Raw genomic sequence first — 21,573 nt, forward strand, 5'->3', positions numbered from 1 at the left:
CTATTCTATTGAGCCGCGGTTCAGCGGCGCTTGAACACCAGATCCCACACGCCGTGACCGAGCTTTAATCCACGCCGCTCGAACTTGGTCACGGGACGGTAATCGGGACGCTCGGCGTAATCCGAGCCGGCGGTGTTTTCCAGCGCCGGTTCTGCGGACAACACCTCAAGCATCTGTTCGGCATAGTTCTGCCAGTCAGTCGCGAGGTGCAAATACCCGCCCGGCTTGATCCTGGACACGAGCTGCGCCACGAACTTCGGCTGGATCAGGCGCCGTTTATGGTGACGCGCCTTGTGCCACGGATCGGGGAAATAGATATGGACGCCATCGAGGCTGTCCGCCGCGATCATGTGTTCCAGCACTTCCACGGCGTCGTGCTGGACGACGCGAATGTTCGTTAATTCTTGTTCGCCGATCAGCTTCAGCAACGCGCCGACGCCCGGCGCATGGACCTCGATGCCGAGAAAATCGTCGGCGGGCCGTGCCGACGCAATTTCCGCGGTCGTCCCGCCCATGCCGAAGCCGATCTCCAGCACACGCGGTGCTTGGCGGCCGAACGCCGCGTCCCAGTCGAGTGGTTGCGGCGCGTAGGGCACGACGAAGCGCGGCCCTAATTCATCGAACGCGCGACGCTGTCCTGTGGACACCCGTCCCGCACGCGTGACGAAGCTGCGAATCCGCCGATGTCGAAGCGTGCCGGCCGCGTCCGCGCCGTCTTTGGCTTCGGCGCTTTCGTCGCTATCGTTGGTCTCGTCTTGGTCGGGGGTGGGGTCGTGGATCATCGAAAAAGGACGCGGGTTTTTGAGGTTGAGCGGAGGTTGCGGCAAACAAGCAAACAAACGCGAGGCAAACCTGGCGCTGCTGTAAATCAAAAAGCCGCCTTTTCGAAGGCGGCTTTTTGTGAACGAAAACTGGAGCGGGCGATGGGAATCGAACCCACGGCTCTAGCTTGGGAAGCTAGGGTATTGCCATTATACGACGCCCGCAGAGACCGCGATTTTACGCGGAATACTCCGTCTACCGCAACTTTACGCGGATCGACGGAGATTGAACCTGAAATCACACCCCAAACATGGTCATGGTCACGGCCAGTCGCGTCACAACCATTAGCAGCACCTGAACGATCACGAACAGCAGGATAGGCGACAAATCGATACCGCCCATGCGCGGCAACACGCGCCGCAGCGGCTCGAGAAAGGGCGCCGTGAGTTGGTACAGCAGCGGCATGGCCGGGGATTGCGGGTTGAGCCACGACAGCAAGGCCATCAGGATCGTCATCCAGATGATGAGATTCAGCGCCCATTTGATCACAGTGATTACCGCGACCAGCAGCAGCGTAGGCAGCATGGGCACGAGCCCGGCGGGATCGACGCCCGCGACCAGCACCAGCAGGATCACGAATACCACCGCAGCAAGGAAGGCCGCGACAATGCTTGCCCAGTCGATAGTTTTTGCCGCCGGCAGGATCTTGCGCAACGGCAAGACGAGCCAGTTCGTGGCTTGCATCACCGCGTTGGACACGGGGTTATACGGCGGCATGCGGACGACCTGCATCCAGGCGCGCAGCAGCAGCGCAGCGCCAAACAGCGTGAAAACTGTGTTGAGTAGAAAACGGGCGATCTCGCCGAACATCTCAAATCCTTTTCAAGGCAAAAGCGCGGCGCTCATGGCCGCGCGGAGTGTTACAAGGGCCAAGCAAAGCCGCAACGGAAACGCGCGGCCTCTTCAAACGATTCAGCGACTTACCGTCAGTCAGCCCGCCGCGCGAACGTCGCTGATCTGCACGACCGGCGGAACACCATCAGGGTAGTAATTGACGATGTCCGCGGAGAAGGCTTTCCCATGGGGCGAGACCGCGGCCGTGAAGGCATCGACGGAATCGAACAGCAGGTGGCCCGCTGCTATATAAGTAGGCGAAGAACCTGGCGCGCCGCCCGCGAGGCCCGCATCCGCCGACCAGCCCTTCAATGCATTGCCAAGCAGGCCTGCAACCCAGGGCATATGGCTCGTGCAGTAGTAGTCGATATCGAAGGGCGCATTCTCACGATACGGATAAAAAAAGCTCACTTTGATCATTGTTCGTTCTCGTAGCTGGAATGGGTTGGCGTCGAGGGTGGCGGCCGAAGCCGGAACTTCGCTGGATTCAACGCACGGTCCGGTTCTGAACCAGGGGCGCGCTCGTTGCTCGTTTGTTCCGCTTCCTGCCGGCGTCCGGCGCGATGGCCGAACCCCTCGGCGGCTTTGCCACACTGGCACGCCGGGCATCACGATAGCATGGCTTGATGGCGCCTTGTGCCGCTTGGCGTACGCCGGCACACGTGTGCCCCCATACGGTCGGCTATGCGTGTCGGATCGAGACAATCAATCGTCGCTCGGCCCGGTCCCGTTCAACACGAGTTCGATGGCGTGCGACATCGCGTCCAGTGCTTGCGCGGGCGGTGGCGACGCCCGCCGTTTCGCCAGCGTGACCGCGCGCCGCGTGAGCAGTGCATAGAGCGCGGCATGATCGCCGCCAAGGTCTTGCAGAAGCGCCAGCTGCTTGATCACAATACTCGCATCGCCACGTGACACCGGGCCGGCAAGCGCACCCGGCAAACCCTTTTCACGCGCGGTTTCGATAGTGCCGGCGAGCATCGGCAGGACTGCGCGCAATGCGTCGTCCTCGGCGAACCCCAACTCTTTCCAGAGCGTCACCGTCTCCGACAGCGAGCACAGCGCAAAGCTGGCCGCGTAGTGCGCGGCGGCGTGGTAGAGCAGGCGGCCGCCCGGCGGGATGGATAGCGGATGGCAACCCAGCGCCTGGACCAACGCGGTCAGCGTGTCGTGCAAGGACCCGCTCGCTTCAATCGTCACGGAACAGCCTGCAATGCGTGTCTGGTCGCTCGGCAGCCCCCCGAACAGGAACAACGGATGGAATCCACCGATGTCCGCGCCCTGCGCCCGGGCTGCGGCTAGGACATCGACAGGTGTGGCGCCGCTGCAATGCACGACCGCCTTTGCATCGGCGCGAGGCTGATCTAGCCGCAAAGCGTTCGCCGTCGCACCAATGGAGTCGTCGGGAACGGTTAAAAAGATGATATCGGCGTGTTGTGCGACCTCGCTGGCGTCATCGGCGACCAGACATGCCGGCAATTCGCTTGCGAATGCATGTGCCGATGCCGCCGATCGGCTCGATATGGCGGTGACCGGGTAGCCCGCGCGCGACCAGACGGCTGCCAGGCAGCGCGCGAGACGCCCCGCGCCGACGAAGCCCAAACGGGGCATCGTGGAAAAAGGCATGGTTGTTGCTCCATAAGATTTGTTGCGATGCGCGGATTCGCGTTCGCGCCGCACGAAGAAGTATCGCGCAACGGCGTTGGCGCCATAAAACAGCGCAAGATGCCGCCGCCAATGGTTTTACGAGGCTCGAGCAAACTTGCGTTCCGGGCCTGAATAGTCAGGGTTGGTCTTTTGGCCGATGTGCGCCAGTGCTTGTTTTGCAACGTTTGGGGGTCGCCATGAGTATTTTTGCGTATCGGAAACACCTGCGTTTTCTCAGCCAGACGCATCGGCGCCAGTGGTGGGATCAGCGGAAACGGCTTACGCCACGGGTCAGGATCAGCGGAGCATACGTGCCACCCAGCGTCACCCGCGAATTCGCCTACGTGAAGGTGGGTTGAGCGCTTGAGTTGAGCGCCGTTTGCCTGAAAAAGCGGCACCATTTGAAGATGCCTCGCTTGACGCTTTCCGGTCGGCGGGGCTTTTCATTTTTTGGGCGCTAAAAGCAAAGTGTAATGAATCATTACTTTGGTGACATTCGGAATAACGTCCCTGACAACGGCGGGAGCCGGTGACTTTCTCAGCAAACCCTTAATCCGTCTCGAAACGCCCTTGCGTCAAGGCTGGCGCGGCTGTCGGCATGCTTGAAATTCGGCAGACAAAACCCACTTTTAGGACTGTACATATTGCAATTTGCAACAAATGCTTAAGGTGGAATTCAGGGTTTTTAGCTACATTGAATGCATGTCGTTGCGGTAACCGGTCATGTGTACAGGACCGCGGCGTGGAGAATAAAAGTGAAAAAGATAGTGCAGGTTCTGGCAGCTGCCGCGCTTGGCGTTGGCCTTGTGAGCGCCGCGCAGGCGCACGTTTCGGTGGGTATTGGCATTGGGGTGCCGATCGCGCCGGCTTATCCCGTGTATGCGGCTCCGCCCCCGCCCGTGTATTACGCGCCGGGCCCGGTTGTCTATGCACCGCCGCCCGTGGTCTACGCGCCGCCGCCCGTAGTGGTGGGTGGTTACTACGGTGGCGGCCCGTACTGGCGCGGTCATTATCGCGGTGGTTATGGGTACGGATACCATGGCGGATATCGCGGCTACCACGGTGGTTACGGTGGCTGGCGTCATTGAAATTCCACGTATGAGCGGATCGGCTAACTGACTATTTGACGGTTGGTTTGGCTGGTTGGTTTGGCTGATAAACAGCGCAACACTGGCGTCGAGCCGGGTTGCGCTGTTTTATTTTTGGCCGGGTTTTTCAACGCGGCGCAGACCAGGCGCTCGTGTTGGTCATTCGGCCAGCTTTCCAAACGCTCCACGATGCTGGGACAATAGAGCTTCCTCAACCGTCCCCTTGAGTTCCGATGTCAATCCTCCTTCCCGCACCTACCTACGCCGACGTCGCCGACGCCGCAGAACGTATTGCCGGCGCTGCGCATCGCACGCCCGTAATGACTTCTCGCACCGCCGACGCGCTCACCGGCGCGAGCCTGTTCTTCAAGTGCGAAAACTTCCAGCGCATGGGCGCGTTCAAGTTTCGGGGTGCGTTCAACGCGATCTCGCATTTCTCCGAGTCCCAGCGGCAGGCCGGCGTCCTGACGTATTCATCGGGCAATCACGCGCAGGCAATCGCGCTGTCGGCGCGCATCGCGGGCATCAAGGCGACGATCATCATGCCGGAGGACGCGCCGGCTGCGAAGATGGAAGCCACGCGGGGTTATGGCGGCGAAGTGATCACCTACGACCGGTACACCGAGAATCGCGAGGAGATTGGTGCGAGGCTCGCGCAAGAGCGTGGCATGACGCTGATTCCGCCTTACGACCATCCGCATGTAATCGCGGGGCAGGGGACGTCGGCGAAAGAACTCATCGAAGAAACAGGGCCGCTGGATTATCTGTTCGTGTGCCTGGGTGGCGGAGGCTTGCTCGCCGGGTGCGCGCTGGCGGCGGCTGAGCTGAGCCCGTCATGCACGGTGATCGGCGTGGAGCCGGAGGCGGGCAACGACGCGCAGCAGTCGCTCGAACGTGGCGAGATCGTCCATATAGAAGTGCCGCGCACGATTGCCGACGGCGCCGCTTCCACGCACGTGGGTGAATACAACTTCCCGATTCTGAAGCGCTACGTGGACCGCGTTGTCACCGTCAGCGACGACCAGCTCGTGCAGACCATGAAGTTCTTCGCACAGCGCATGAAGATGGTGGTCGAGCCAACGGGTTGTCTGGCTGCGGCCGCGGTGCTGCAGAACATCGTGCCGGTGAAGGGCAAGCGGGTGGGCGTGGTGATCAGCGGCGGCAATGTCGACCTGGCGCGATTCGCTCAATTCATCGCTTGATAGCGCCAACGTTTTAACCTCACAACGTCTGCGCGCCCTTCAGGATCAGGTCGTGATAACCGTTCACGATCACGCTGTACGCAAAGTACGCGAACAGCACCGCCGATAAAACGTGGCAAGCGCGCAGCAACGCAGTCCCTGCGCGTTTGCGGCCGTGGCTGGCGAGCGTACAAATAAAGACCGTCCAGGCGAGCCCGCCGCAAAAGAAGCCGATGAGAAACACCGATGCGCTTACCGGGCCCGTCGCGCCGGCTTTCGCGATTAGTGCGCCGCCCACGGCCGCGAACCAGAGGATCGCGCTGGGTGAAGACACAGCGAGCAGGGTGCCGCGCATGAAGCTGCGCAGGTGAGAGGGACGCGGCGTGGCAATGAGATCGGGTTCGCCCGCAACCGGCGGCGCCGATGCCGGGAACAGCGCTTCACGTGCCATTTTGAAGGTCAGGAACAGCAGCACGATCGAGCCGCCTATCCATACGACCCAACGCACGGTGTCGAACTGCAGTAGCGCAGCCATGCCCGCCAGCGCGAGCGCTGCATAGATGAGATCGCCGAAACAGGTGCCAAGGCCGAGCATCATGCCCGGCTTGAAGCCGTGGGAAAGCGTCAGTGAAATGATCGCGACGTTTGCGATACCAATATCCAGACACAGCGACAACGACAGAAAAAATCCATCAGACAGCAATGGCAAAACGTGCATCCCGACTTTCCTTTTTGATCTTTTTGTATTGAGCGAAGCGGATTGTCCGGCTTCGCGTATTCATCTTGCTGTGGCGTGCGGGGCAACCCGTCGAACGCCCGGGTCTGCGTACTAACTAAACGCGTTCGAGCGGCATCGACACCACCAGCCGTCCCGTCTCGATCCCCATCGTGTTGCGCATCGGCGGGTTTCTATACGCAGCGAGTTTCGCGCGCTGCGTTTCCTGGCCAATATCAAGTTGCGCCAGAACATGCGCGACGATTGCGTAAAGCACGGCCGTGTTGCCGTCTTCCACCTTGACCGCGATGCCCAGCGCCCCGCGCGTACTGGTAGCACGTACACCGATCGCATAACTCGCATCGGCGCCTACTTTGCCGACCAGATCGCCGTCGAAGGCTTGCATCAACGCGGTACAGAATCGGCCGTTACCCGCGACGAGTTCCGGATATGTCGTCATCGCGCGATAGATCCGGGCCAGGGCTTTCGCGCGCGGGGTGATTTCAACCTCAGCATTCGCCAGCTTCATGAACAGCCGGGCGAGCCGATCCAGCGGGAACGCAGGCGTAGGCAGATTGCAGCCATCAGTGGCCCATTGCACGCCGTCTTCCGGCAGATCGCAGAGCTCGGCAACGGTGCGTTTCACTCGAACCTGCAGCGGATGCTCGGGCAGGTGATAGTCAATAACTGCAGCGCCCAGCGCCCGCGCACCCGCCAGCATGCCCGCATGTTTGCCAGAGCAATTGCTGCATACGCCGGTTGGCGTGTAGTCACGCCTGATCCACTCTTTCCAGACCGCGTCCGACAAAGGCGCGTGGCCGCCGCATCGAAGATCGGCTTCGGCGACGTGCGCCTTTGCAAGCATGGCGCGCGTGCGCTCGATGTGGCGCGGCTCGCTGTTATGCGAGGCACACATCAGCGCGAGATCGGCGTCGTCGAAACCGAAACGGTCCAGCGCACCCGTTTCCAGCACCGCGAGCGCTTGCGCCGGTTTTGCCGCCGAGCGCGCAAGCGTCATCCGTGACGGATCGCCGAACGCGTAGATCAACCGGCCTTCGGCATCGACGACCGCCACATGCGCGGCGTGCGTGTTTTCAACCAGATCCCCTCGATAAACCGTCGCCGCAATGCTCATGAGCGCTTCCCTCCGGAAAAGCCGATTTCGTCCCACAACGCGTCGACGCGCCGTTTGACCGCATCGTCCATCGTGATCGGCCGGCCCCATTCGCGGTCCGTTTCGCCGGGCCATTTGTTGGTGGCGTCGAGCCCCATCTTCGATCCTAGCCCGGCCTTCGGCGACGCGAAATCGAGATAGTCGATCGGGGTGTTATCGACGAGCACCGTATCGCGCGACGGATCAATGCGCGTGGTGATCGCCCAGATCACTTCCTTCCAGTCGCGAATATTCACGTCGTCGTCCACCACCACGATGAACTTCGTATACATGAACTGGCGCAGGAAGCTCCAGACGCCGAACATCACGCGCTTCGCGTGGCCCGGATAACTCTTCTTGATCTGCACGATCGCCATTCGATAACTGCAGCCTTCGGGCGGCAGATAGAAGTCGGTGATCTCGGTGAACTGCTTTTGCAAGAGCGGCACGAACACTTCGTTGAGCGCGACACCGAGCACGGCCGGTTCGTCGGGCGGCTTACCTGTATAGGTAGAGTGATAAAGCGCGTCGCGGCGCATGGTGATCTTTTCGACAGTGAAGACCGGGAACCATTCTTGTTCGTTGTAATAGCCGGTGTGGTCGCCGTACGGGCCTTCGAGCGCATGTTCGTATTTCGCCGACGACGAATTGATTGGCCGCGGCGGCGCGCCGGCGGGCAGCGGCGCAACAGGACCGTCCTGCGGATAGATGAAGCCTTCGAGCACGATCTCCGCGCGCGCGGGTACCTGCAACGTATCGACACCCGGCGTAAGGCATTTCGCCAATTCGGTTCTTGCGCCGCGCAACAACCCGGCAAATTGATATTCGGAAAGCGAGTCCGGCACGGGCGTCACGGCGCCGAGAATGGTGGCCGGATCGGCGCCAAGCACCACCGCCACCGGATACGGTTTGCCCGGGTTGGCGAGCGCGAATTCGCGGAAATCCAGCGCGCCGCCCCGATGCGCGAGCCAGCGCATGATCAATTTGTTACGCCCGATCAACTGCTGCCTGTAGATGCCGAGGTTCTGCCGCGTCTTGTTCGGGCCGCGCGTGACCGTAAGTCCCCACGTGATGAGCGGACCGGCGTCGCCCGGCCAGCACGTCTGAATGGGCAGGCGCGCCAGATCGACGTCTTGTCCTTCCCATACGATCTCCTGGCAGGGCGGCGAACTGACCGTTTTCGGCGCCATGTCCCAGACGGCTTTCGCCAGCGACAGCAACTTGCCCGCGTCCTTCAGGCCTTTCGGCGGCTCCGGTTCCTTGAGCGCCGACAACAACCGGCCAACGTCGCGTAGCGACTCGAGCGCGGCTTTATCGCTGAGAAGACTGGGATCGGCCGCCGCCTGCGCTTCCGTTTCAATACCCATGCCGAGCGCCACCCGCCTTGGTGTACCGAACAGGTTGGCCAGCACAGGCATGGAGTGTCCCGTCGGTGCCTGGAACAGCAACGCGGGGCCACCCGAACGCAGCACGCGATCCGAGAGTTCGGTCATTTCAAGGACGGGCGAAACCGGCTGACTGATGCGGCGCAATTCGCCGAGTGTTTCGAGGCGGGCGGTGAAGTCGCGCAGGTCTTTGTATTTCATCGGCTAAAGGGAAGGGGGCCTGCGGGAAGCGCGATCTGTGTAAAGGGATACGGACAGCAGACGCGACGGCTGAAATAGCGGCTCAAGCGGCGTTCAGGTCCCTTGTGAGGAACTTTCGCGCGCGGGCGATTGTCGATTTTACCTGTCTTGAGGTCGGTACGTCAGAGCACACAACGGCACAATTCCGGCGCTTCCGCTGGAAAGTGGCTTGGCAGGCCGTTCTCGGCGCCCTGAACAGTGTTCATAATTACTGAAAGTAATAGCTTTTACATTTACCAGCATTGACGGATCATTTGAGCCTGCTAGAATCCGTTGGCATTGACAACACCAATTGAAACTTTTTACCACTGCCTCAGGTCTTTTGAAACGACGCGACGCGTCACCTGCGCCGGATTTGTACGGTGAATCAAGGCTTTGGTTTTCTTGCCGGCGCTCTTCTTCGCCGGTTTTTCGCGTGGTGACCTGTGTGCGCGCCCTGGCATGTCCTTCGTGCCGCGCGGACCCGGAAACAAAATGTTCCGGTCAGGTTTCCCCAACGGTTTGTACCGTTTTCCCGATACCGCTCGTGGCTAACCCAGAGCTGGCGGTGTCGATTTCTGCGTGGTGGACCAGTTTTTCAGGTTTTCATCTGCGGAAATCATGCAATTTGGGAGATCCATCCAATGAATGCTTGGTTGTCGTGGCGTCCCGACGCTCGCCTGGCGCTTCATCTGCGCGCTGTGCTGCGTCGCGCCAAACACATGAGTCTGACGGTTTTTAGCCTGGTTGGTTGTGCCGCTGTAGTGACCGCGCTGGCCCTCTGGCTGCTTCCAGCCTGGCGCGGCTCCTTGGCCGCCAAGCTGATGCCGCTGGTTTCGGCCGCTGTACAAGCCGGCCCGGCCCGGTTGCTCTCCGGACAACCCTTTCCCCCCTTCGCACTCGGTCATCAGCGTGAAGAGGATCTTCGCAACGGCAATGCCGAGCCAACATCGTTAGGCGCCGCAGCCAGCGACGACGACAGCACCCGTAAGCTGACTGGTGGCCTGAGTCTCGCCGTATCGCCGAACGGGCTCGATCCCCGCACGCTACCGACCGTTTCGACGCTTGCCAGCGCGATTTCGTCGCAACGGGTTGTCGCCGATGCCCGTGACGACCGCGTGCTCGTGTCGGATCGTGAGCAAAACTTGGTGGCGAACTTCATTGCGCGGCGTTATCACGTGGCGCAGGAGCCGGTTGGTGAGTTGGTGAAAGCCGCCTTCGATACCGGCCGCGAGGTTGGCCTCGATCCTTTGCTGCTGCTGTCCGTCATGGCGATCGAATCGGGTTTTAATCCGTACGCTGAAAGCGGTGTGGGCGCGCAAGGGTTGATGCAGGTGATGTCGAAGGTTCACTCCGACAAATTCCAGTACTTTGGTGGCTCGCACGCAGCGCTCGAACCCCTCGCGAACATCAAGGTCGGTGCGCTGGTGCTGAAAGATTGCATCGCGCGCGGCGGTTCGGTGGCAGGTGGATTGCGCTTCTACGTGGGTTCGACGGCACAGGACGACGGTGGTTACGGCGCCAAGGTGCTGGCCGAACGTTCACGCCTGCGCGATGTAGCGCGTGGCCGCAACGTGCCGATCATCACGCCGCAAGCGCCGGTACAGCCTGCGCCGAAGCAAGTGGTGGCGTCGGTTTCTCCGTCTAACTCCGGGTCAGGTGAAAAGCGCGTGCATGCAACGCTCGACGGCGCTCCCGCCATTACGGCGCCGGCCAAGGCGGCACCGCAAGCCAGCGCCCATAACAATACCGACGACGCAGACGCGCAAACGAAGCACGTAGCTTCGGCGGAGTTCGGCGCTTAAAGCGCGCGTTGAGAGCAAAAGCAGGACGCCCGGCTGGTTGATCGCAGGCCGGGTAAGACAAAAAAGCCGTTCCAACGCGAGTTGGAACGGCTTTTTTGCTTCTGTTTTCTGAGCGATCGCTAAAGAGACTCGAGCCACCTCAAAGCTGCCGTTCAAACCCTAAACAGCGCTCCCAGCCGTTGCACGGCCTCTTCAAGCTGTGAGTACGCGGTAGCATAAGACAGCCGGATATAGTCTTGCGGCGCATGGAAGCCGAAATCGGTGCCCGGTACCAGCACGACACCGGCGTCGTGCAGCATGGAACGCGTCAGAGCGTTGCTGTCGCCGGCAGCCGGATGCGCGACGTGCCGTGTATCGGCATAAACGTAGAACGCGCCGTCCGGCACGACAGGCACTTCGAAACCAAGCGAACGCAACGCCGGCACGATGAAATCCCGCCTGCGCCCGAATTCCAGGCGCCGCGACTCGTAAATCGCGAGCGTAGCCGGCTCGAAACACGCCAGCGCCGCGTGTTGCGCGAGCGCCGACGCGCAGATGAACAGGTTCTGCGACAGCTTCTCCATGGTGGCGACCATCGCTGGCGGCACCACGAGCCAGCCGAGCCGCCAGCCGGTCATGTTGAAGTACTTCGAAAAACTATTTACCGTGACCACGTCGTCGCCCAGCGAAAGGGCCGAAACGGGCTTCGCGTCGTAGCTCAGGCCCTGATAAATCTCATCGACGATCGTAAAACCGCCGTGCGCGCGCACCACATCGACGATTTTCGCCAATTCATCCGGTTCAATGGACGTGCCGGTCGGGTTGGATGGCGACGCAAGCAGGACGCCACGCGTGGCGGACGTCCAGTGCGCTTCGACCTGAGCGGCCGTCAACTGGAACCGCTCGGCCGGACCGCTCGGGATCAGGACCGGACGGCCTTCGGTGGCGGCCACGAAATGGCGATTGCACGGGTAGCACGGGTCAGGCATCAGCACTTCGTCGTCGCGATCGACCAGCGCGGTGCACGCCAGCAGCAACGCGGCCGACGCGCCTGCGGTCACCACAATGCGCGCTGGATCGATATCGAGCCCGAACGCGTCGCGATAGTGACCGGAAATAGCCTCGCGCAACGACGCCAGTCCAAGCGCATTCGTGTACTGCGTGACGCCGCGACGCAAGGCGTCGGTGGCGGCTGCGATCACCGGTTCCGGCGCCGTGAAATCCGGTTCGCCGATACCCATGTGAATGATGTTGCGGCCCGCCCGTTCGAGCGCCTGCGCTTCTTTCGCCAGTTCCATCACATAGAACGGCTCGATGGCGTCAACGCGGGCGGCGTACCGGATAGCGTCGCGTGGGATAGCTGCGTTCAACGGTTCTTTTGCGAAGTTCATGAATTGGAAAGACCGTTTGCTCAGCTGCGTTGCCCGCGGCCTTGCGCTTCCGTTGGCCGCAACTGGATGGCGAGTTTATCGAGCACGCCGTTCACGTATTTGTGGCCGTCAGAGCCGCCGAACGTCTTGGTCAGCTCGATCGCTTCGTTGATCACCACGCGATAAGGAATGTCCAGGTGATGCTTGAACTCGAACGCGGCGACCATCAGCACCGCGCGTTCGACCGGCGAAAGCTGTTCGAGCGGACGGTCGAGGCACGGCTGCAATTCGGCGGAAATGATGTCCGCTTCCTTGATCACGCCGTGCAGGATTGCGTCCAGATGTTCCTGGTCGGCCTTGTCGAAACCTTGCGCACCGCGCAACTGCGCGTCGATCTCGCCACTGGGCGCGCCCGATAGCAACCATTGGTAAAGCCCTTGTGTCGCGAGTTCGCGCGAGCGTCGTCGAGCGCTTTTCATGCGCGGTCCTCTTCGTCTTCGTCTTCATCGTCGCCGCCGAGTTGTTCCAGCGCGACCGACAGATTCGCCATTTCCACCGCCACGCGTGCTGCGTCGCGGCCCTTTTCCGTCATGCGGGCAACGGCTTGCTCGTCGTTTTCGGTGGTCAGGATCGCATTGGCGACCGGTGTGCCGAAGTCGAGCGCGATACGGGAAACACCGGCGCCGCTTTCATTCGATACCAGCTCGAAGTGGTACGTCTCGCCACGGATCACCGCGCCGAGCGCGATCAATGCATCGAACTGCCCCGATTCAGCCAGCTTTTGCAGCGCCAGCGGAATTTCGAGTGCGCCCGGCACGGTGACGAGCAGTACGTCTTCACCGATCACGCCAAGTCGTTCGAGTTCTTCCGTGCAGGCGTCCACGAGGCCATTGCAGACCGGTTCGTTGAAGCGCGATTGCACGATGCCGATGCGCAGTCCGTCGCCGTCGAGGTTCGGTTGGTATTGTCCGATTTCCATTATTTATCCGTTTTCAGTGTGTTGCAGTGTGGTGGTTGGCGCTGGTCAGACCGAGCGCAAATGGGCGATGGAAGCAGGGTCGGCCGAATCTGCCGAGGTCGTAGCGGGGCAGCCCGGCATGGGGATGAACCCGGTCACCTCCAAGCCGTAACCCGACATGCTGCCGAGTTTGCGGGGATTCGACAGCACCTGCATCTTGCCTACGCCCAATTCGCGCAAGATCTGCGCGCCGATGCCGTAGGTCTTGAAATCGACCGGGCGGCGTTTGAGTTCGGCCGCTTTGTCCTCGCGCTCGAACGCCTGGAAAACATCGACGAGATGCTCTTTCGTGTCGCCGCAATTGAGCAGCACGATAGCGCCCAGGTCGCGGGCGGCGATTTCCTTCATCGCGGCGTCGAGGGTCCAGGAGTGCGTGGACAAGTCCACTTCGAGCAGATCCAGCACCGACAGCGGTTCATGCACGCGCACCGGCGTTTCCCGATCCGGCGACGGTTGCCCGCGCACCAGCGCGATATGCGGCGAACCGCTAGGCTGGTCGCGATACAGCACCGCGCGAAACGCGCCATGCGCCGTCTGCATGGTGCGTTCGGCGACCCGCTCGACAATCGACTCCGTGCGCGAGCGGTAGTGAATCAGGTCGGCGATCGTGCCAATCCGGATGCCGTGCAATTCAGCGAATTCGATCAGATCGGGCAGCCGGGCCATTTCGCCGTCGTCCCGGATCACTTCGCAGATCACCGATGCCGGCGTCAGGCCCGCCATTGCTGTCAGGTCGCAGCCCGCTTCCGTATGTCCCGCGCGGACCAGCACGCCGCCCGGTTGCGCCATGATCGGAAAGACGTGACCCGGCTGGACGATATGCTCGGCTTTCGCGTCGTGCGCGACCGCTGCCTGAATGGTGCGGGCGCGGTCCGAGGCGGAGATGCCGGTGGTCACGCCTTCGGCCGCCTCAATGCTGACCGTGAACGCCGTCCCGTACTGGGTGCCGTTTCGCTGCGTCATCAGGGGCAGGTTCAGCTGGCGGCAGCGGTCCTGCGTGAGTGTCAGGCAGATCAGTCCACGGCCGTAGCGCGCCATGAAATTGATCGCTTCCGGCGTCACGAAATCGGCGGCGATGACGAGATCGCCCTCGTTTTCGCGGTCTTCTTCGTCGACGAGGATCACCATCCGGCCAGCCTTCAGCTCGGCGATGATCTCTGGGGTGGAGGCGAGCGTCATTGCAGTGGTCGTCCGGTGCGAGAAAGGGCGTATTTTACGCCACCGCCGATGTCAACGCGCTGGTTTTGCCGGTTTTGGGCTGGCGTTGGCCATCCGGCTGGGTATTGGCTAGACGTGAAGGCCGCCGTTCGCGCCTATCCGGGGCTCACGTAGGTATCGCCGACCATCAGGTGCACGATTTCATCCCCGTTGGTTTGCTGGACCTGCCGCTCGCCGGCTACCTCGCCGCGCCGCAGCACGACAATGCGATCGGCGATTGCAAAGATGTCGTGCAGGTTGTGCGAGATCAGGAGCACGGAGACACCCTCGGCCTTCAACGCCGTAATCAACTCCATGACCTTGCGCTGCTCGGGCACGCCCAGCGCGGCGGTGGGCTCGTCCATGATGAGCACTCGGGCGTTCCAGTAAATGGCACGGCCAATTGCAATGGCCTGCCGCTGTCCGCCCGAGAGCATCTTCACCGGACCACCGAGCTTGCGCTCGGGAATCACGATGTCGAGGCGCTTCAGCACTTCGCGTGCGACTTGCGCCATGCGCGGCCGGTCGATGACCTGAAAGCCCAGTTGCCGGCGTAGCGGTTCGCGTCCCAGGAAGATATTGCTGCCCACGTCCAGGTTGTCCGCCAGCGCCAGATCCTGATAGATCGTCTCGATCCCGCGGGCGCGCGCGTCCTGCGGATCGCGCAATTGCAACGGCGCGCCATCGAACAGCAGTTCCCCTTGATCGGCGCGGTAGACACCTGAAATGATCTTGATCAACGTCGACTTGCCCGCACCGTTGTCGCCGGCGAGCGCGAGCACTTCGCCCGGCAGCAACTGCAACGACACGTGCTTGAGCGCCTCCACGCCGCCAAAGCGGATCGAGACGTCGCGCACCTCAAGGATCGGCGTGGTCATTGGGCGCCTCCGAGACGATCCTTGTATTGATCGATCAGCACCGACAGGATAATGACGATGCCCACCACGATGAATTGCCAGAACGCGTTGACATCGACGAACACCAGTCCGAACTGGATCACAGCGATGATCAGCGCGCCGATCAGCGTCCCCACAACATTGCCGGTCCCGCCGAACAGGCTTGCGCCACCGATCACCACGGCGGCGATCGAATCGAGCAGCATCGGCTCACCGGCGTTGGCGGCGCCTGCGGCAAAACGCGCGGTATAGATGATCCCGCCGACCGCGGCGAACGCGGCGGCGATCAGGTACACCACGAGCAGGTGGCGTTTGACGTTGATGCCGGCCCGCACCGCCGACTGCGGATTGCCGCCGATCGCGTAGGTGTACTGGCCAAAGCGTGTCTTCGATAACAACAGATGCATGATCACGAGCAGCACCCCGGTCAGCACCACCGGCCTCCAACCGGCGCCGAGCCAGGCGAGCCCCACGTTGTCCACCGAGACCGTCATGCCGCTGCCGGCCGCGAGAAAGCCTGCACCGCGCGCCACGCCGTACATGCCGAGCGTGCCGATAAAAGCCGGCACGCCAAGCCACGCGATCAGCACGCCGTTGACTAACCCGGGGATCAGGCAAACCACAACCGTGAGCGGGAGCGACACGATCAGGATCCACGGCGAGCCGCTGCCGAACAGCGTGAACTGTGCAACGCAAACGGCCGCGAGTCCCATCACGAATCCCGCGGACAGATCGATGCCGGCCGTGATGATCACGAAGGTCTGGCCGATGGCCAGCAGTAGCGGAGCGGCGGCGGCAAGGCCAATCGATTGCAGGTTGTAGGCGTTAAAAAGAAACGACCGATGAGCCGAGATCTGCGCATACACCTCGAAAAAGGCGAGCAGGGCGGCGAGGAACAGCCACGGCCATAGCTTGGTAATCAGCGCGATCTTGTCGAGACGCGAGTTATCCATGAAATTATCCGCAATAGGAGGAAGACCCGCGTGCGCGGCGACGCACGCGGAGGAGACGATCTATGCGTCTATGATTTAAGCCACTCTGCTTGGGCTAGTTCGAATAGATGTATTTCTGCATGTCGGGTTTGTCGATATTGTCTTTATCGAGAACCTCGAAACCCGTGCTCTTGAGGGTGGGAATCTTCTTGCCGTGAATGACATCGGCGGCGTATTTGACGCCGTAATAGCCGATTTCGTCCGGGCGCTGTGCAATCGCGATATCGACCAGGCCGCTCTTGATTTGCTTGTCGATGCCTGGCACCGCATCGAATACGACCACCTTGACCACGCCTTGTTTGCCCGCCGCCTTGACGCCTTGCGCCGCACCGCTGCCGGAGAAGGTGTTGGCGCCGAACACGCCGGCGAGATCCGGATTGCGCGCCAATACCGCCGCTACGTGAGCCGCGGCCTGGTTAGCATCGTCCTCGTTGTACAGCGTTTGCAGCACGGTGATGTTCGGGTGCTTCTTCATCTCCTCTGCGAAGCCTTCAGCGCGCGCGTCCGTGCTCGAGATGCCTGGCTTGTTGTTCTCGCAATAGACCGTGCCCTTGTCGCCGATGGCTTTGGCAAGCGCGCGTGCCGCGACTCGGCCGCCTTCGAGATTGTCTGACGCAATATACGAAAGCGGGAAATCCGCATTGCCCTTGCCGGTCTGATAATGTCCATCGCCAATGTAGGTGTCGACGGTAATGACCTTGATGCCGGCGTCCGCAGCTTCTTTCAGCGGTCCAATGAGCTGTTGCTTATCGACGGGTGAAATCAGGAGTACGTCAGGATGTTTGGCGATAAACGCCTTGAGGATTGGCACTTGCTCGCTGGTATTCCATTCTTTGGGAACCTGGAACAGCAACTCGACTTTCTCTTCCTTGGCGGCTCGTTGCGCACCGCGATGCATTGTGAAGTAGAACGGATCAACTACGCCGGGCAGAAGTGCAACCACCGGATGAGCAGCATCCGCGTGTGCAAGTCCCGACAGCGAACAAGCGATGATCGTTGAGGCAGCGACGATACAGCGGGAAACGAAACGCTTCATTTTGTCTTCCTCCAGTTGAGTCCGACTTGGCGACGCCCGACTTGTTTTGCACGCTTCTTGGCGACGGCTATCGGTTGTTCGGCAGTATAGGCGCGAGCGGTGTCAGTGACCATTGGAATGACAGCGCCAGATTGCGTGTCAACCGGTAGCCCGTTTAGCGGTGTGGTGTTTAGTGGGTTCGCGAAAATTTTCGACTATGCGCACGGCGATCGGCTCGTTGCGCGCTCAATTCGTCGATGCGCTCAATGCAGGCGCAGCGGCCCATCTCATGCGGCGCTGCTACGCCCATGGCACCGCAATTAGCACGAATAAATCCGGAGCCAACTACGACCCATGCAAGGCGTTCGTTAGATTTGGTAAAGAGTTTTAACGCGTGGCGACACATAAGCGTTTGACTAAATAAAACCTCTCTATGAGTGATATTACCTAGCTCGGGATTTTTATTTTGAATTGCTAAAGATTACTTTTCTTTCGCCGTTAAAAGATGTACCCACGCTCCGTCGGCAAAAGAAAGTGCCGCAATACAGGGATCGTTGGTACGGCCTGCGACTTTAAAAAAGCGAGTCGTTACTTGTAACCACCTTACTTTATCGCTAGAGGGATGACCAAAATGTACACATTTCTGAACGCGTTTGTTCGCAATGAGCGTGGCGTCAGTGCATTGGAATACGCAATCATGGCCGGGATCGTCGTAGTCGCTCTGACCGCCGTTGGTACTACGTTCTCCGGCAGCCTCCAAGGCCTGTTCACAGCACTGTTTACGAAGATCACGGCTGCTTCGGCTACCTGATCGTTGAAGTTCCGGAATTCGGACCCCGTTCGAATTCCCGCCCGTCCCGTTCCTTTGGCCGACCATCATGCAGCTAGTGTCTCTCGCCATTCGCCTCGCCGTACTCTGCGTTCTGTTATGGCTTGCGGTGATCGACGTTCGTTCGCGACGCCTGCCGACAAAACTCGTGCTCGTAGTCGGTGTTCTCTTTTTCGCTGATGCATTCATCGTCCACATCTCGCTCGGAGAGTTGATGGTGCATTTCGCCATGGCCCTGGTGGTCTTTCTCGTCTGCGCCGGTCTGTTTGCCGCGAAGATGCTCGGTGGCGGCGATGCCAAGCTGGCAGCGATGATTTTCTTGTGGGCTGGCCTGCACCTTTCGTGGCCTGCCTTAACTCTTATTTCTGTGATCGGGACAGTTGTATCCCTGATCAGTCTTGCCACACGAAACATGGACCGGCATCACCGCTTGGCACCAATGCGAGCACTCGCCATGTTTTCGAGCGAGCGCGGCGTGCCTTACGGCGTGGCGCTTGCTGCAGGCGGAGGCACTGTCATCATCTTGCCCGCCTTGCTGCCTTTGATTCTGACGCGATAGGACGGCGCCCGTATGTCGAAAATCATTAAAATTTCGGTGCTGCTGGTAGGCGCGATGCTAATTGCATTGATTGTGCGCACGGTCATTGCGAGCGCTTCTCACCAGTCGGCACCCACGGTCACGACGCAAAAGGTGCGAGTCAGCGCTGCTGACCTTCCGCAAGGCCTCCTATTGCGCGACGACGACCTCAGCTGGAAGAACATTCCAGCGGCTGACGTGCCGCCTAATGCGATCGTCGCCGCCACCCCCAACAGCGTCGAACTGAAAGGTGCGCTGCTGCGTCATGCGGCGGTAAGCGGCACCGTGCTTTTCGCCGACGACGTCATCCTGCCTAACTCTCCTGGCTTCCTTGCCGCGACGCTCAAGCCCGGGATGCGGGCGGTCTCGGTGGCTGTCGATGACGTGTCCGGCAATGCGGGCCTGATCCAGCCGGGCGACTACGTCGATCTGCTGCTGACCCAGCAAATGGACCGGCGCACGGATTCTCCGGACCTCGCAGTATCGAGCGAGACGGTTGTCCAGCAAGTGCGCGTGCTTGCTGTCGGCTCGGAAATCAGCCGTCCCAAGACGAGTGATGCTCCAGATGCGAACAGTCGCGCCCGCACGGTTACGCTCGAAGTGACACCGCGCATGGGGGAGGTGGTCTCGGTGGCGGCACGCCTCGGCAGCCTGTCGCTTGCGCTGCGCAGCTTTGCAACCGCCAGGCGTGATCCTGATACGACTACTGCAGATCCGATAGCGGCCGCCTCGCAGGCAGCGCCCGTTTGGGCGGGAGACATCTCCCGCGCGGTGCGTGAATTGCCTAAGTCGCACACCCAGCAGGTGAACGCGATGAACGCGCCATCTGCGCCGGCCGCGCCGCGTGCCGTGATCATTTATCGAGGTTCCGATACAAGCGATCCGGCGGCGACCGTCGCACAGGGAAATGGTGGCGCGGCATACGGCGCACCTCCGCTGCCGCCGCTTGCCCCGGCGCATTGATGCCGTGAGAAAGCCGGTGGACCTGTCCATTCATCAGGAAAGTGTCATGAAAATGCGGTTCAGTTCGATTCTCCAGGGAGCTTTAGTTCTCGCCAGCGCGCTGGCGTGTACGGCTCCGATACTCGCAGCGCCTGCTCGAGCCGTGTTGCCTCGTGCCGTCGATCCGTCGCAGCAGATGCCGCCTGCCAACCCAACGGGTCCGCTTGAAATCAATGCGGGCGCGGGTGTACTGGTGCGGCTCAATGAGGATGCGACGTCGGTGTTCATCGCTGACCCGGCGGTGGCCGACGTGCACGTGCCCTCGCCACGAGCAGTATTTGTGCTCGGCAAAAAAAGCGGCACTACTACGCTCTACGTGCTCGGCCCGAACAACAAGACGCTCCTGCAGCGTACTGTTTCTGTTGCCCGTGACATGGGTGCGCTGCGCGCAATGATTGCCGCACGGTTTCCGAACCTGAACGTGCAGATCACGGGCGGCCAAGGCTCGCTGCAACTGTCCGGCCAGGCTTCCACCGCCACTGATGCCGACGCGGTCGTACAGGCAGTCACGCCCTATCTGTCCGACAAGGAAGTGCTGATCAACCGCATGACGATCGATCGGCCGCTGCAGGTGCAACTGCGCGTGCGGATCACCGAAGTCGACCGCAATGTCACGCAACAGCTAGGCATTAACTGGCAGTCGCTCGGCAATGCAGCCGGAAATTTCTTCGGCGGCATCTACAGCGGTCGCGCGATCTACAACCTGAACCAGACGGTAGTGAACGGGGGCAGTAACCCGTATCCGGTGAATCTTCCAACCAACAATGCGTATTCGATCTTCGGCCAGTTCAAGACTGGCAACACTAATATCCAGGCACTCGTCGACGCGTTGAACCAGGAGGGACTCCTTACCGTACTCGCTGAGCCAAACCTCGTAGCGCTTTCCGGCCAGACCGCTAGCTTTATCGCTGGCGGTGAATTCCCAATTCCCATATCGCAGGTCAATGGTGCGATTTCAGTCGAATTCAAGCAGTTCGGCGTGAAACTCGACTTCACGCCGACCGTGCTCGCCGACAACCGCATCAGCCTCAAGGTGCGTCCGGAAGTGAGCGAGATCGATACGTCGGTAAGCGTTACGACCGGGGGCGTCACGGTGCCGGGTCTGAGCCTGCGCCGCGCGGACACAACGGTTGAACTGGGCAGTGGCCAGAGCTTCGCGATTGCCGGCCTTCTGCAGAGCACCACGAACGACCTGATCTCCCAGGTCCCGGGCGTAGGCTCGATCCCAATCCTCGGCAAGCTGTTCCAGTCGACCAACTACCAGAACAACAAGACTGAACTAGTCATCATGGTGACACCGTATCTCGTGGAACCGACCGATCCGGCGAAGCTGCGCACGCCGCTCGAATCACTTGTTTCACCCAGTAACGACGTCGAATACAGCTTCAGCCATCAGGCCGGCGACACAGTGTCGACGACCGGACAACCGCGTCTGGTCGGCGCGGCCGGATACGTTTATTGAGCACAATGCCATGAAATCTACACGTCTCCTCACGGTCGTCCTGGCCTGTACTTTCGGAGTTGGCCTCAGTGGTTGCTTTAAGCCTCCGCGCGACATGCCCGACGCATCGATTCTCAAATTTGATGGGCATTCGGTCGTGCCGCCCGACTGCGCGAGCCTTTCGCGCCCGGCGGTCCTAACCGATGCGGGTTGGCACCGTCCCAGCATGGAATGGGGTTGCGCCACCTATACGAATCTCGCCGCGCAGATCGCGCACCCAAAGGACATAGTCGCACCGCAGGCGATTGGACCTGCTAACGCCGCGGTCGCCGCCGACGCAGTCCGTCGCTATGAAACCGCCAAACCAATTCCTACCGATAAAGCCACGACCTCAGATGGCAAGTGACACGC

22 protein-coding genes and 1 tRNA gene are annotated in these 21,573 nt (G+C 60.9%); 8 read left to right on the top strand and 15 right to left on the bottom strand.

What is annotated here, in order from left to right; genetic code table 11:
• Positions 1–20: 20 nt before the first annotated feature.
• The 5 genes from trmB to GSQ93_RS15025 form a co-directional block, all read right to left on the bottom strand.
• Positions 21–782 (bottom strand): tRNA (guanosine(46)-N7)-methyltransferase TrmB, encoded by a 762-nt coding sequence (trmB, locus tag GSQ93_RS15005; RefSeq protein ID WP_158936460.1) that lies wholly within the window; start codon positions 780–782, stop codon positions 21–23.
• A 130-nt stretch (positions 783–912) separates the two neighbouring features.
• Positions 913–986: transfer RNA gene (locus GSQ93_RS15010), tRNA-Gly, on the bottom strand.
• 73 nt (positions 987–1,059) lie between these two features.
• A complete protein-coding gene (locus GSQ93_RS15015) occupies positions 1,060–1,632 on the bottom strand; it encodes a YggT family protein (RefSeq protein ID WP_158936461.1) in 573 nt (190 codons plus the stop codon).
• 120 nt (positions 1,633–1,752) lie between these two features.
• Positions 1,753–2,076, bottom strand: a complete 324-nt coding sequence (locus tag GSQ93_RS15020; RefSeq protein WP_158936462.1) for an EthD family reductase — start codon at positions 2,074–2,076, stop codon at positions 1,753–1,755.
• A 285-nt stretch (positions 2,077–2,361) separates the two neighbouring features.
• Positions 2,362–3,279, bottom strand: coding sequence for a Rossmann-like and DUF2520 domain-containing protein (locus GSQ93_RS15025; protein ID WP_174254623.1), 918 nt, complete (start codon positions 3,277–3,279; stop codon positions 2,362–2,364).
• 776 nt (positions 3,280–4,055) lie between these two features.
• Here GSQ93_RS15025 and GSQ93_RS15030 point away from each other — a divergent pair.
• Positions 4,056–4,388 (top strand): hypothetical protein, encoded by a 333-nt coding sequence (locus GSQ93_RS15030; RefSeq protein ID WP_158936463.1) that lies wholly within the window; start codon positions 4,056–4,058, stop codon positions 4,386–4,388.
• A gap of 233 nt (positions 4,389–4,621) precedes the next feature.
• Positions 4,622–5,590, top strand: a complete 969-nt coding sequence (locus GSQ93_RS15035) for a threo-3-hydroxy-L-aspartate ammonia-lyase (protein ID WP_158936464.1) — start codon at positions 4,622–4,624, stop codon at positions 5,588–5,590.
• 19 nt (positions 5,591–5,609) lie between these two features.
• On the opposite strand, the gene GSQ93_RS15040 is transcribed toward GSQ93_RS15035, so the two are convergent.
• From GSQ93_RS15040 to GSQ93_RS15050, 3 genes are all read right to left on the bottom strand, one after another.
• Positions 5,610–6,287: a LysE family translocator gene (locus GSQ93_RS15040; protein WP_158936465.1), complete on the bottom strand. Its 678-nt coding sequence runs from the start codon at positions 6,285–6,287 to the stop codon at positions 5,610–5,612.
• A gap of 115 nt (positions 6,288–6,402) precedes the next feature.
• Positions 6,403–7,419, bottom strand: coding sequence for an asparaginase (locus tag GSQ93_RS15045; protein ID WP_158936466.1), 1,017 nt, complete (start codon positions 7,417–7,419; stop codon positions 6,403–6,405).
• A complete protein-coding gene (locus GSQ93_RS15050) occupies positions 7,416–9,023 on the bottom strand; it encodes a UbiD family decarboxylase (protein ID WP_158936467.1) in 1,608 nt (535 codons plus the stop codon). The genes GSQ93_RS15045 and GSQ93_RS15050 overlap by 4 nt, the downstream gene beginning before the upstream one ends.
• Positions 9,024–9,685: 662 nt before the next feature.
• Between GSQ93_RS15050 and GSQ93_RS15055 the strand changes: the two genes are divergently transcribed.
• On the top strand, positions 9,686–10,846 hold the full coding sequence (locus tag GSQ93_RS15055; RefSeq protein WP_158936468.1) for a lytic transglycosylase domain-containing protein: 1,161 nt from the start codon (positions 9,686–9,688) through the stop codon (positions 10,844–10,846).
• Between the two features lie 152 nt (positions 10,847–10,998).
• Here the strand turns inward: GSQ93_RS15055 and GSQ93_RS15060 are convergent, their stop codons facing one another.
• From GSQ93_RS15060 to GSQ93_RS15090, 7 genes are all read right to left on the bottom strand, one after another.
• Positions 10,999–12,216, bottom strand: a complete 1,218-nt coding sequence (locus GSQ93_RS15060; RefSeq protein WP_158936469.1) for a pyridoxal phosphate-dependent aminotransferase — start codon at positions 12,214–12,216, stop codon at positions 10,999–11,001.
• Between the two features lie 20 nt (positions 12,217–12,236).
• The gene (gene nusB, locus GSQ93_RS15065; protein ID WP_158936470.1) at positions 12,237–12,674 is read right to left on the bottom strand and encodes a transcription antitermination factor NusB; all 438 of its coding nucleotides are present in this window, start codon (positions 12,672–12,674) and stop codon (positions 12,237–12,239) included.
• Positions 12,671–13,174 carry a 6,7-dimethyl-8-ribityllumazine synthase gene (gene ribH, locus GSQ93_RS15070; RefSeq protein ID WP_158936471.1) on the bottom strand — a complete coding sequence of 168 codons (504 nt, stop codon included), beginning with the start codon at positions 13,172–13,174 and terminating at the stop codon, positions 12,671–12,673. Before ribH ends, nusB begins: the two co-directional genes overlap by 4 nt.
• Positions 13,175–13,219: 45 nt before the next feature.
• A complete protein-coding gene (gene ribBA / locus GSQ93_RS15075; RefSeq protein WP_158936472.1) occupies positions 13,220–14,392 on the bottom strand; it encodes a bifunctional 3,4-dihydroxy-2-butanone-4-phosphate synthase/GTP cyclohydrolase II in 1,173 nt (390 codons plus the stop codon).
• A gap of 134 nt (positions 14,393–14,526) precedes the next feature.
• The gene (locus tag GSQ93_RS15080; RefSeq protein WP_158936473.1) at positions 14,527–15,288 is read right to left on the bottom strand and encodes an ATP-binding cassette domain-containing protein; all 762 of its coding nucleotides are present in this window, start codon (positions 15,286–15,288) and stop codon (positions 14,527–14,529) included.
• Positions 15,285–16,259 carry a ribose ABC transporter gene (locus tag GSQ93_RS15085; RefSeq protein ID WP_158936474.1) on the bottom strand — a complete coding sequence of 325 codons (975 nt, stop codon included), beginning with the start codon at positions 16,257–16,259 and terminating at the stop codon, positions 15,285–15,287. Before GSQ93_RS15085 ends, GSQ93_RS15080 begins: the two co-directional genes overlap by 4 nt.
• Before the next feature lie 94 nt (positions 16,260–16,353).
• Positions 16,354–17,334 (bottom strand): ABC transporter substrate-binding protein, encoded by a 981-nt coding sequence (locus GSQ93_RS15090; protein WP_158936475.1) that lies wholly within the window; start codon positions 17,332–17,334, stop codon positions 16,354–16,356.
• A 610-nt stretch (positions 17,335–17,944) separates the two neighbouring features.
• Between GSQ93_RS15090 and GSQ93_RS15095 the strand changes: the two genes are divergently transcribed.
• From GSQ93_RS15095 to GSQ93_RS15115, 5 genes are all read left to right on the top strand, one after another.
• Positions 17,945–18,124, top strand: a complete 180-nt coding sequence (locus GSQ93_RS15095) for a Flp family type IVb pilin (protein WP_158936476.1) — start codon at positions 17,945–17,947, stop codon at positions 18,122–18,124.
• 67 nt (positions 18,125–18,191) lie between these two features.
• Positions 18,192–18,701, top strand: a complete 510-nt coding sequence (locus GSQ93_RS15100) for a prepilin peptidase (RefSeq protein WP_158936477.1) — start codon at positions 18,192–18,194, stop codon at positions 18,699–18,701.
• A gap of 12 nt (positions 18,702–18,713) precedes the next feature.
• On the top strand, positions 18,714–19,682 hold the full coding sequence (cpaB, locus tag GSQ93_RS15105) for a Flp pilus assembly protein CpaB (RefSeq protein WP_158936478.1): 969 nt from the start codon (positions 18,714–18,716) through the stop codon (positions 19,680–19,682).
• Between the two features lie 46 nt (positions 19,683–19,728).
• Positions 19,729–21,183, top strand: coding sequence for a type II and III secretion system protein family protein (locus tag GSQ93_RS15110; protein WP_158936479.1), 1,455 nt, complete (start codon positions 19,729–19,731; stop codon positions 21,181–21,183).
• A 10-nt stretch (positions 21,184–21,193) separates the two neighbouring features.
• Positions 21,194–21,568, top strand: a complete 375-nt coding sequence (locus tag GSQ93_RS15115) for a CpaD family pilus assembly lipoprotein (protein WP_158936480.1) — start codon at positions 21,194–21,196, stop codon at positions 21,566–21,568.
• The last annotated feature ends 5 nt before the right edge of the window (positions 21,569–21,573 follow it).

Origin of the sequence: Burkholderia sp. S171, from assembly GCF_009766085.1 — a bacterium.
Taxonomy (GTDB): domain Bacteria; phylum Pseudomonadota; class Gammaproteobacteria; order Burkholderiales; family Burkholderiaceae; genus Caballeronia.